Origin of the sequence: Micromonospora sp. C31 (assembly GCF_018070575.1) — a bacterium.
Classification (GTDB): domain Bacteria; phylum Actinomycetota; class Actinomycetes; order Mycobacteriales; family Micromonosporaceae; genus Micromonospora.
Map to the genome: position 1 here is coordinate 124,678 of NZ_JAGPXN010000018.1, position 10,802 is coordinate 135,479.

Sequence of the window (10,802 nt, forward strand, 5' to 3'; positions counted from 1 at the left end):
GCGACGGTCGCCAATCCGGAGGGTCGCGCTGAGGTGGCGCCTTCTTCTGCCGGAGGGACCTCGTGAAGCGCAGACGTCGCCATCTGCTCGCAGGACTGGCGGTCGGTGCCCTGGTGGCATCGACCGGGCTCATCGGAATCCACTTCGCCGGCGCCGAGGTGCCGACCCCCGTCGCCGCGGCCGGTGACGGGGAGATGCCGGGGGCGCTCGGCGCCCACATGGAACGGCTGCGCCAGGCCGTGCCGGGCAGCGACGGCATGTCGCCGGACGGGCCCGGCAACGCCGCGCAGCAGGAGTTCCTGGAGCGCGCGTACCCGGCCAACACCATCAGCATCGCCCAGGTCGACCGCTCCAAGTCGGCGTACGCCGCCGCCGAGCGGCGCGCCGGCGGCACCCGCGGCTGGACGAACATCGGCCCGAGCGAGGCGCTCTACCCGTTCACCGAGTTCCGCAACGCCTCCAACTACGTGCCGAACGCGTACGTCGCGGGTGGCCGGGTGACCTCGATCGACATCGCCCCGGACTGCAACGCCCTGCTCTGCCGGGCGTACGTCACGCCGGCCGGCGGCGGCGTCTGGGGCACCCTGAACGTGCTCGCGGCGGAGCCGAAGTGGTTCTACCTGGGCGGGCCGCTGGGCATCAACGCGGCCGGCTCAGTCAAGATCGACCGCAACGACAAGACGGGGCTGACCATCTACGTCGGCACCGGCGAGGCCAACACCTGCGCCTCCGGCTGCGTCGCCGGCGTCGGGCTCTACAAGTCGACCAACGGCGGCGTCACCTGGAAGGGCCCGCTGGGCAAGGACGCCCTCGCCGGCAAGGGCATCGGCGAGATCACCGTCAAGCCGGGCGACCCGAAGACGCTCTACGTCGCCACCACCATCGCCCTGCGCGGGATGTCCAGTTCCTGCTGCACCGGCATCACCCGGCCGGTGCCCGACGCGGAGAAGTGGGGCCTCTACAAGTCCACCGACGGCGGCGCGAACTGGAAGTTCATCCACAACGGCTCGGCCGACGCGACCCAGTGCACGGGCAGTGCCGCCGAATACGGCAACACCGCGGCCTGCTCGCCGCGCGGCGTGCGCTACGTCAAGCTGGACCCGCGCGACGCGAACATCGTCTACGCCTCCTCGTACGCCCGGGGGGTCTGGCGTTCCGCGGACGCCGGCGCCTCCTGGACGCAGATCAAGCCCTCGCTGAACCCGGCGGTCTTCCAGACCCGGGCCGCGATCGACGTGACCGCCCTGCCGAACGGCAAGACCCGCATGTACGTCCACGAGGGCAACCTCGGCAACCCGTACTCGCGGCTGTTCCGCAGCGACGACGTGGCCGGCGCCGCCCCGGCGTTCGCCGACCTGACCAGCGCCAACCCGGCAGACCCGGGCTACGCCACCTACAACCAGTGCGGCGGCCAGTGCTGGTACGACGTGTTCGTGCACACCCCGGCCGGGCACCCGGACATCGTCTACACCGGCGGCTCCTACGTCTACGGCGAGACCGTCGCCCACAAGCGGGCCGTGGTGCTGTCCACCGACGCGGGCGTCAGCGGCACCGACATGACCTTCGACGGCACCGACGAGGTGCACCCCAACGGCCTGCACCCCGACCAGCACGCCCTGGTCACCAACCCGCGCAACCCGTACCAGTTCTTCGAGGCCAACGACGGCGGCGTGATGCGCTCCAGCGGCCAGTTCGTGGACCGGTCGGCCTGGTGCGACAACCCGGACCGCAACCTGACCACGCAGGCGCAGAAGGACCGCTGCAAGCAGATGCTGTCGAAGATCCCGTCGAAGCTGGACGGCATCAACAAGGGCATGAACACGTTGCAGTTCATCAGCCTGTCGGTCAGCCCGCACGACCACCGGCTGTTGCAGGGCGGCACCCAGGACAACGGCACCTGGGAGAACAAGGGCGAGCGCCGGCGCTGGGTCAACACGATGATCGGTGACGGCGGCGCGTCCGGCTTCGACGTCGGCAGGCCGGAGTTCCGTTTCCACACCTTCTACGACGCCACGCCCGAGGTGAACTTCGCCAATGGCGACGTCGGCAGCTGGATCTCCATCTCCGACCCGATCTTCGGGCACCCGGGCACCCTGTTCTACGCCCCGGTGATCAGCGACCCGAAGGTCAGCGGCACGATGTTCGCCGGCACCTCGCGCACCGTCTACCGGACGAAGACGTTCGGGCTGGGCGACCGGAGCATGGCCGAGGCCAACCGGATCTGCAACACCTGGACCGGTACCTTCGAGGCGCAGTGCGGCGACTTCGCGCCGCTGGGCACGGTCAACCTGACCGACGCCGCGTGGGGCGACCGGGCCGGCGGCGCCGTCTCGGTCGTCCAGCGGGTCGCGTCCGACTCGTCCACGGCGTACGCGGCCACCAGCACCGGCCGGGTGTTCGTGTCCCGCAACGTCGATGCCGAACCGGCGTCGGCGGTCACCTGGACGCGCATCGACACCGCCGCCACGCCGAACCGCTTCGTCACCAGCGTCCACGTCGACCCGGCCGACCCGGCCCGGGCGTGGGTCTCCTACAGCGGGTTCAACTCGAACACCCCGGCCACCACCGGGCACGCGTTCGAGGTGCGGCTGGCCGGCTCCGGCGCGACCTGGACCGACCGGTCGTACGACTTCGGCGACCAGCCGATCACCGACCTGGTCCGTGACGACGTCACCGGCACGCTCTACGCGGCCACCGACTTCGGTGTGCTGCGGCTGGCCAAGGGTGGCACGAGCTGGGTGAAGGCGGCCCGGGGCATGCCGAACGTGGAGGTCGCCGGGCTGACCGTCGTGCCGGGCAAGCGGGTCCTCTACGCCGCCTCGCACGGCCTCGGCGCCTGGCAGCTCACGCTCTGAGGCAGGCGACCATCGGCAACGACACGGTGAGGGGCCGCGCCCGCGGCCCCTCACCGCTGCCCGCGGCGGCCGGCCGTGCCTGGCACACCCTCGGCGCGGCCTTCGTCCTGCTCGTCTTCGTCCCGCCGCTGCTGCTGCTGGTCTCCGGTTCGCTCACCGAACCGGGCCTGCCGCCGCCGCCCACCCCGCAACTCGTGCCGGAACCGGTGTCCACCACCGGCTACCGCCAGGCCGTCGAGCTCGGCGGGCTGCTGCGCGCCTCGCTCAACTCGGTGCTGGTCGCGGTCGTCGCGGTGCCGCTGAGCGTGCTCGTCGCCTCCCTGGCGGGCTTCGCGCTGACCCGGATCGCCCCGCGCGCCACCGGGGTCGTCGTGGCGGCCTCCCTGGTCGCGCTGATGGTGCCGGCCACGGCGCTGCTGGTGCCCCGCTTCGCGATCTTCCGCATGCTCGGCCTGACCGACACGCTGGTGCCGCTGGTCGCCCCGGCGCTGCTGGGCACCTCGCCGCTCTACGTCCTGGTCTACCACCTGGCGTTCCGGGCGCTGCCGAGCGACCTCTACGACGCCTGCCTGGTGGCGGACCTCTCGCCGCTGCGCACCTGGTGGCGGGTGGCGCTGCCGCTGGTGCGCCCGGTCACCGCCGGCCTCACCGCGCTGACCTTCGTGCTCACCTGGTCGAACTTCCTCGACCCGCTGGTCTACGTCTACGACCGCGACCTGTTCACCCTGCCGCTGGCGCTGCGCTCCCTGTCGGTGCTGGACCCGACGAACTTCCCGGTGTTCCTGGCCGGCGCGGTGCTGGCCACGGTGCCGGCGCTGGTCGTCTTCGTGCTCGCCCAGCGCCGCTTCCTCCACCACGACGACCCCACGGGACGAGACTGACGATGCGACCGACGACGCGACCGAAGGCGCTGCTCGCGCTGCTGCTCACCGCCGTGCTGGCCGCCGCCGGCTGCGGCTCCGGCGCCGGGTCGTCCGCCGACGGCCCGGTGCGGCTGCTGGTCTTCGGCGCCCCCGAGGAACTCGCCGCCTACCGGACCCTCGTCGAGGCGTACGGGAAGGCCCACCCCGGCGCCGACGTGCAGCTCGTCGAGGCCAGCGACCGCAAGGACCTGCTGGCCCGGCTGGCCACGTCGGTGGCCGGCGGCGCCCCGCCGGATCTGTTCCTGATGAACTACCGCTTCTACGGTCAGTTCGCCGCCAAGGACGTCATCGAGCCGCTTGACGACCGGCTGGCCGCCTCCGCGGCCGTGGACCCGGCCGACTACTACCCGGTGGCGTGGGACGCGTTCCGCTGGCAGGGCCGGCAGCTCTGCCTGCCGCAGAACGTCTCCAGCCTGGCCGTCTACTACAACCGCACCCTGTTCGCCAGGTACGGCGTGCCCGAGCCGAGGGCCGGCTGGAGCTGGAACGACCTGGTCGCCACCGCGACCGCGATGACCCGCGACACCCGCGGCGTGGTGGTCAGGGCCACCGAGAGCGAGGGCGCGGCGCTGCGCCCGGCCGTGCACGGCCTCGGGGTGGAGCCGTCGATCATCCGGCTCGCCCCGTTCGTCTGGTCCGGCGGCGGCGAGATCGTCGACGACCCGGCGAGGCCGACCCGGCTCACCCTGGACGGCCCGGCCGCCCGGGAGGCGCTGAAGAACCTCGTCGACCTGCGGCTGGCGTACGGGGTGGTGCCCACCGACGAGGAGGTGGAGGCCGAGGACGACGAGTCGCGCTTCGCCAACGGCCGGCTCGCCATGCTGATGGGTTCCCGCCGCTCCACCACCACGTTCCGCTCGATCACCGGCTTCGAGTGGGACGTCGCCCCGCTGCCCGTCTACCAGGCGCAGGTCGGGGTGCTGCACTCCGACGCGTACTGCATGACGCGCGGCGCGCGGCACAAGGACGCCGCGTGGCGGTTCCTGGAGTTCGCCATCGCCGAGGAGGGGCAGCGGATCGTCGCGGCCACCGGCCGCACCGTCCCGTCGCACGTCGGGGTGTCGCGGTCCCCGGCGTTCCTCGGCCCCGCCCAGCCGCCGCGCAGCGCGAAGGTCTTCCTCGACGCCATCCCCACCGTCCGGGCGCTGCCGACGGTCTCCACCTGGCCGGAGATCGAGGACGTCACCTACGGCATCCTGGAGAACGCCGTGCACCGGGGCGACCGGCTCGACGACGTGATCCGCGACCTCGACCGGCAGACCCGGCCGATCTTCGCCCGCGGGGAGCACGGGTGAGCGACCCCGGCCTCGCCCTGGCCGGCGTCTCGGCCGCGTACCGGGGGGCGACCGTGCTGCACGAGGTGGACCTGACCGTCGCCCGGGGCGAGCTGCTGGTGGTGCTCGGCCCGTCCGGGGCGGGCAAGTCGACCGTGCTGCGCGTCGTCGCCGGCCTGGAGCCGGTCACCGCCGGCCGCGTCCGCATCGCCGGGCGCGACGTCACCGCCGAGCGCCCCGGCCGGCGCAACGTGTCGATGGTGTTCCAGTCGTACGCGCTCTTCCCGCACCTGAGCGTCGCCGAGAACATCGCGTTCGGCCTGGAGGTGCGCGACACGCCCCGCGCGGCGGCCCGCGAGCGGGCCCGTGCGGCGGCGGAGACGGTCGGCTGCGCCGGGCTGCTGGACCGCCGGCCCGCACAGCTCTCCGGCGGCGAGCGGCAGCGGGTGGCGCTGGCCCGGGCGTTGGTGCGTGAGCCGGACGTGTTCCTGCTCGACGAGCCGCTGTCCAACCTCGACCAGGCGCTGCGGGTGCAGATGCGCGCCGAGCTGCGGGCCCTGCACGACCGGCTGGGCGCGACGATGGTGCACGTCACGCACGACCAGACCGAGGCGCTGGTGCTCGCCGACCGGATCGCGGTGCTGCGCGACGGCCGCATCGAGCAGGTCGGCACCCCCGACGAGATCTGGCGAACCCCGGCCACCACCTTCGTCGCCCGCTTCGTCGGTTCCCCGGCGATGAACCTGCTGCCGGCCGACGGCCCGCTGCGCCCCGACGGCGCCGTGGTCCCAGGGGCGAACCAGGACGGTACGCAGATCGGATTTCGTCCCGAGGCGGTCGCGCTCGACGCCGCCGAGGGCGCGGCCGCCACCGTCGAGCGGGTCGAGGTGGTCGGCGAGGACGCGTACGCGTACCTGGCCCTCGACGGCGGGCACCGGATCGTCGCCCGGGTGCCCGCCGCCCGCCGGCCCGGGCGCGGCGCGGCGGTACGCGTCGGGGTGCGCTGGGCCGACGCGCACGTCTTCCACGCCGGCTCCGGGCGCCGGTACGTCCCGTGACGGGCACGGACCGCCGATCGCGCCGGCAGCTGGCGCTGATGCTGACGCCGTACCTGGTGGGGCTGGTCGGGCTGGTGCTGCTGCCCGCCGCGGTCACCCTGGTGCTGGCCTTCACCGAGTACGACCTGCTGCGCCCGCCACGCTGGGTGGGGCTGGGCAACTTCGCGGCGCTGCTGGACGACCCGGTGTTCCGGGTGTCGCTGACCAACTCGCTGGTCTTCGCGCTGGTGGCCGTACCGTTGCGGATGCTCTTCGCGCTCGGCCTGGCGCTGCTGCTGCACCGCCGGGCGGTGGGCGTCGGCAGCGCCCGCACCGCGGCGGTGCTGCCGACCGCGGTGCCGGAGATCGCCTACGGGCTGCTCTGGCTCTGGCTGCTCAACCCCCTCTACGGCCCGGTCAACCAGTTGCTGCGCACGGGCGGGGAGAACGGCCTGACGGCGCTGGGGCGCACCCCGCCGCAGTGGCTCACCGACCCGACCGACGCCCGCGCGGCGATCATCATGATGAGCCTGTTCACCATCGGCGAGACGTTCGTGGTGCTGCTGGCAGCCCGCCGCGCGTTGCCCCGCGACGTCTACGAGATGGCGGCGATCGAGGACGCCACCGGCTGGGACGTGTTCCGCCGCGTCACGCTGCCGCTGATGGCGCCCGCGTTGGGGCTGCTGGCGGTGCGCGACGCCATCCAGAGCCTGCACTTCTCCTTCGTGCCGGCCTTCGTGGTGACCGACGGCGGTCCGCCCCCGTACGCCACCACCTACCTGTCGCTGTTCGTCTACCGCACCGGCTTCGAGTACCTGCGCTACGGCTACGCGGCCGCCGCGACCCTGGTGATGATCCTGCTGACCGTGGCGGCGGTGCTGGTGCAGTGGCGGCTGATCCGCCGCTACCGGGCGTTCTACCGGCTCTGAGCACCCCCCCGGATATCCCCGGGCGCCGGACCCGGGCACCGTGGCATGATCGCGCACTGCGCCGCCCCGGGTGGCGGCGCGCGAGGAGGACGGCATGCAGTTCGAGGTACGCCGCATCGGCCCGGGGTCGACCGCCGGGGCGGCCGCCGTGCTCGCCGACGCCTTCGACGGGTACCCCTGGACGACCTGGACGGTGGCGGCCGACCGGCACCGGGAGCGGCTGGCGGCGATGTTCGCCGGCACCGTCGCCGCCGTCGGGCTGCCCTACGGCGACGTCTGGGCGGCGGTCGACCCCGCCGGCCGGCCGGCGGCGGTGGCGGTGTGGCTGCGCCCGGACCGGCCGGTGCCGGACGACGTCTGGGCGGGCGTCGCGGCGCGCAACGCCGAGCTGGCCGGCGACCGGTATCCGGCGTTGCGCGCCGCCGACGAGGCCTGTGCCTCGCTGCGGTCGGCCGAGCCGGCGTTCCTGCTCGCCACCGTCGGCGTGCGCGGGGCCGACCAGGGCCGAGGGCTGGGCGCCCGGGTGCTGCGGCCCGGCCTGGCCGACGCCGACCGCGCCGGCCTGCCGGCGTTGCTGGAGACCTCGTCGGAGCCGAACGTGCGCTTCTACCGGCGGCTCGGTTTCGCGGTCACCGGCCGGGCGCGGGTGCCCGACGGCGGGCCCGACGTCTGGGCGATGCGCCGACCGGCGGCCGGCGAGCGGGTGTAGGGACCGCCGGCCCGGGTAGCCGCCGGGGATGGAGCTGGTGGAGGAGTCGCCGTACCGCTTCCGGATCGACCGGCACGACCCGATGCGGGTGCCGGGGGTGGTGTTCGCATCCCGGTCGCTGCTGCCCGACGCCGGGGAGGACAGGTCGCTGGAGCAGGTCGCGAACGTCGCCACGCTGCCCGGCATCGTCGACGCCTCGTACGCCATGCCCGATGTGCACTGGGGCTACGGGTTCCCGATCGGCGGCGTGGCCGCCACCGACGTGGCCCGGGGCGGCGTGGTCTCGCCCGGCGGGGTGGGCTTCGACATCTCCTGCGGCGTGCGGCTGCTCGCCGCCGATCTCGATCGCGACGGGCTGCGGTCCCGCCTCGACGCGCTGCTGGACGGGCTGGGCGAGGCGACCCCGCGCGGCATGGGCAGGGGCGCGGTGTGGCACCTGTCGAACCGCGCGGAACTCGACGCGGTGCTGCGCGGTGGCTCCCGCTACGCCGTCGAGCGCGGCTTCGGCGTGCAGCGGGACCTGGCGCGCTGCGAGGACGCCGGCGCCGTCGCCGACGCCGATCCGGCGCGGGTGAGCGAGCGGGCGATCGAGCGCGGCGCGGGCCAGGTCGGCAGCCTCGGCTCCGGCAACCACTTCCTCGAGGTGCAGGCCGTCGAGGAGGTGTACGACGACGCGGTGGCGACCGCCTTCGGGCTGCGCCCCGGCCAGGTCTGCGTGATGATCCACTGCGGGTCCCGCGGGCTGGGCCACCAGATCTGCACCGACCACGTGCGGAAGATGGAGAAGGTGATGGCCCGCCACGGCATCCACGTGCCGGACCGCCAGCTCGCCTGCGCCCCGGTCTCCTCCGCCGAGGGCCGCGCCTACCTGGGCGCGATGGCCGCCGCCGCCAACTACGCCCGGGCCAACCGGCAACTGCTGGCCGACGCCGCCCGGAGGGTCTTCGCCCGGGTCACCGGCAGCCGGCTCGACCTGGTCTACGACGTCTCGCACAACCTCGCGAAGATCGAGACGCACGCCGTGGACGGCGCGCGGCGCGCGCTGTGCGTGCACCGCAAGGGCGCCACCCGCGCGTTGCCGCCCGGGCACGACGAACTGCCCGACGACCTGCGGGACGTGGGCCAGCCGGTGCTGATCCCCGGCTCGATGGGCACCGGCTCGTACGTGCTCACCGGCGTGCCGGGCTCGCCGGCCTTCGCGTCGACCTGCCACGGCGCGGGCCGGGTGCAGAGCCGCAGGCAGGCCGTGCGCGCCGAGCGCGGGCTGGACCCGCGCGCCCAGCTGGAGGCGCAGGACGTCGCGGTGCGCGGGGCGTCGCGGCGCGGTCTGGCCGAGGAGATGCCGGCGGCGTACAAGGACGTCTCGGCGGTGGTGGCCGCCGCCGAGGGCGCCGGGCTGTGCCGCAGGGTGGCCCGGCTGGTCCCGCTCGGCGTGGTGAAGGGCTGAACGGGCGGCGCGGGGTGGGGCCGGGCGCGGGGCTCACACGTCCAGCGTCACCGCGCAGGACCAGCCCCCGCCGTCGGGGCCGAAGCGCAGCCCGTGCAGGGAGACGGCCTTCGGCACCGCGCCGACCAGCTCGACGGCGTCGGTGTCCGCCGTGCGCCAGCGCACCCGCAGGCCGCCGGCGCCGTCGTCGGCCACGTCGGTGTGCAGCGGCAGCTCACCCGCCGTCTCCATCCGGAAGATCACCTCGTCGAGTACGCCCACCAGCAGGTCCGCGTCGTCGCCGGCCGGCGCGTGGAACCCGCGTCGCGCGCCCGGTTGCGCCCCGGCGGGGTCGACGAACGTGCCGACCAGCGCGACGACCGCCTCGGCGACGCACTCCGGCCGGGTCGGGGCCCACGCCTCGATGCGGACGTCGGCGGTGTGCGGCAGGCGGCGGTGCCCCCGCCCGGATCGTCGCTGCATGCCCCGATCCTCCGCCCCGGCGCTCCGCGCGACGGCCGGTTTCCGTTTCCGCCGGGCCGGGCGTCCGGCCCGGCGGGGGCGCCGGCGTTACGGTCGGCGGATGCGGATCACGAAGTTCACCCACTCCTGTGTCCGGCTGGAACACGACGGCGGCGTGCTGGTCATCGACCCCGGCACCTGGAGCGAGCCACGGGCGCTGGCCGGCGCGGACGCCGTGCTGGTCACCCACGAGCACACCGATCACGTCGACGTGCTCCGGTTGGCCGGTCTGGGTGTGCCGGTCTTCGCGCCGGAGGGCGCCGAGCTGCCGGAACTGGCGCCGCTGCCCGTGACCAGGGTCGGCGCCGGTCGGCGGTTCACCGCCGCCGGCCTGAGCGTGACCGCGCTCGGCGGTCGGCACGCCACCATCCACGGCGGCCAGCCCGACTGCGCCAACCTGGGTTACCTCGTCGACGACGCCGTCTACCACCCGGGGGACTCCCTGCACCGCCCGGACCGGCCGGTGGAGACGCTGCTGGTCCCGGCCCAGGCATCGTGGCTGAAACTCACCGAGGCGATCGACTTCGCCCACGCCGTGGGGGCCGAGCGGGTGTTTCCGATCCACGACGCCCAACTCAACGGGCGCAGCCTGACCAGCGTGAACGGCTGGTTCGCCGAGACCGTGCCCGGCTACCGCCACCTGGCGCCGGGGGAGTCCGCCTGAACCGTCAGCCCGATCGGCTGCGATCTCCACCGCCACCGGCCGTGTCGTCCACGGACGAACTGCTATACGGTCGCGGGGTGAGGGTCGAAGAACACTGGTGGAACGGTGACACTTCTCAGCGCGGGCGTCGGGACGTGTACATCCGCACTGACGGGCAGCGTTGGGACGTACAGGTACGGATCGGCGGCGAATCCGGCCGCTCGCGGGTGCAGGAATGCCCCGGTCGGACGTCGGCGGTCATCCTCGCCGGCGCCTGGCGCGGCAACCATCCCGCCTGGCGCGAGGTGTCCGACTGACGGCGACCGCCGGCATCGGGCGGTGCCGGCCGGTCTCGGTCGGCGTTGAGCTGGCTGCTCCCTGCGACGTCGGTGACGTTCTGACGGTCACCCCGGCTGGCCTCGGCGGCCGGGCGTACCCCGGACCGGTCGGTGCCGGACGGCGGCCAGCCGGCTGGCCGCCGTCC

The 10,802-nt window shown here is 74.2% G+C and carries 10 protein-coding genes; 9 read left to right on the forward strand and 1 reads right to left on the reverse strand.

Going from position 1 to position 10,802, the window contains the following annotated elements:
- The first annotated feature begins 62 nt into the window (after nt 1-62).
- The 7 genes from KBX06_RS21995 to KBX06_RS22025 all read left to right on the forward strand — a co-directional run bounded on the left by KBX06_RS21995 (nt 63) and on the right by KBX06_RS22025 (nt 9,174).
- Entirely contained in the window at nt 63-2,855 is a 2,793-nt protein-coding gene (locus KBX06_RS21995; RefSeq protein ID WP_210838120.1) for an exo-alpha-sialidase, read from the forward strand.
- A 26-nt stretch (nt 2,856-2,881) separates the two neighbouring features.
- Nucleotides 2,882-3,736: a carbohydrate ABC transporter permease gene (locus KBX06_RS22000; RefSeq protein ID WP_210838123.1), complete on the forward strand. Its 855-nt coding sequence runs from the start codon at nt 2,882-2,884 to the stop codon at nt 3,734-3,736.
- 2 nt (nt 3,737-3,738) lie between these two features.
- Entirely contained in the window at nt 3,739-5,073 is a 1,335-nt protein-coding gene (locus KBX06_RS22005; RefSeq protein ID WP_210838125.1) for a sugar ABC transporter substrate-binding protein, read from the forward strand.
- Nucleotides 5,070-6,110 (forward strand): ABC transporter ATP-binding protein, encoded by a 1,041-nt coding sequence (locus tag KBX06_RS22010; protein WP_210838127.1) that lies wholly within the window; start codon nt 5,070-5,072, stop codon nt 6,108-6,110. Before KBX06_RS22005 ends, KBX06_RS22010 begins: the two co-directional genes overlap by 4 nt.
- A gap of 38 nt (nt 6,111-6,148) precedes the next feature.
- Nucleotides 6,149-7,018: a carbohydrate ABC transporter permease gene (locus tag KBX06_RS22015; RefSeq protein ID WP_210838148.1), complete on the forward strand. Its 870-nt coding sequence runs from the start codon at nt 6,149-6,151 to the stop codon at nt 7,016-7,018.
- A 94-nt stretch (nt 7,019-7,112) separates the two neighbouring features.
- Entirely contained in the window at nt 7,113-7,727 is a 615-nt protein-coding gene (locus KBX06_RS22020) for a GNAT family N-acetyltransferase (RefSeq protein WP_210838129.1), read from the forward strand.
- A 28-nt stretch (nt 7,728-7,755) separates the two neighbouring features.
- On the forward strand, nt 7,756-9,174 hold the full coding sequence (locus tag KBX06_RS22025; RefSeq protein WP_210838131.1) for an RtcB family protein: 1,419 nt from the start codon (nt 7,756-7,758) through the stop codon (nt 9,172-9,174).
- 33 nt (nt 9,175-9,207) lie between these two features.
- Here KBX06_RS22025 and KBX06_RS22030 read toward each other — a convergent pair whose 3' ends face one another.
- Nucleotides 9,208-9,636 (reverse strand): archease, encoded by a 429-nt coding sequence (locus KBX06_RS22030; protein ID WP_210838133.1) that lies wholly within the window; start codon nt 9,634-9,636, stop codon nt 9,208-9,210.
- A 100-nt stretch (nt 9,637-9,736) separates the two neighbouring features.
- Between KBX06_RS22030 and KBX06_RS22035 the strand changes: the two genes are divergently transcribed.
- A complete protein-coding gene (locus KBX06_RS22035) occupies nt 9,737-10,339 on the forward strand; it encodes an MBL fold metallo-hydrolase (RefSeq protein ID WP_210838135.1) in 603 nt (200 codons plus the stop codon).
- 77 nt (nt 10,340-10,416) lie between these two features.
- On the forward strand, nt 10,417-10,635 hold the full coding sequence (locus tag KBX06_RS22040) for a hypothetical protein (RefSeq protein ID WP_089000245.1): 219 nt from the start codon (nt 10,417-10,419) through the stop codon (nt 10,633-10,635).
- Nucleotides 10,636-10,802: the final 167 nt, after the last annotated feature.

Excerpts from the sequence above, each read along its gene's own strand:
- KBX06_RS22020 (WP_210838129.1), top strand. The coding sequence starts at position 7,113 with ATGCAGTTCGAGGTACGCCGCATCGGCCCGGGGTCGACCGCCGGGGCG.
- KBX06_RS22030 (WP_210838133.1), bottom strand. The coding sequence starts at position 9,636 with ATGCAGCGACGATCCGGGCGGGGGCACCGCCGCCTGCCGCACACCGCC.
- KBX06_RS22015 (WP_210838148.1), top strand. The coding sequence starts at position 6,149 with ATGCTGACGCCGTACCTGGTGGGGCTGGTCGGGCTGGTGCTGCTGCCC.
- KBX06_RS22025 (WP_210838131.1), top strand. The coding sequence starts at position 7,756 with ATGGAGCTGGTGGAGGAGTCGCCGTACCGCTTCCGGATCGACCGGCAC.
- KBX06_RS22005 (WP_210838125.1), top strand. The coding sequence starts at position 3,739 with ATGCGACCGACGACGCGACCGAAGGCGCTGCTCGCGCTGCTGCTCACC.
- KBX06_RS22035 (WP_210838135.1), top strand. The coding sequence starts at position 9,737 with ATGCGGATCACGAAGTTCACCCACTCCTGTGTCCGGCTGGAACACGAC.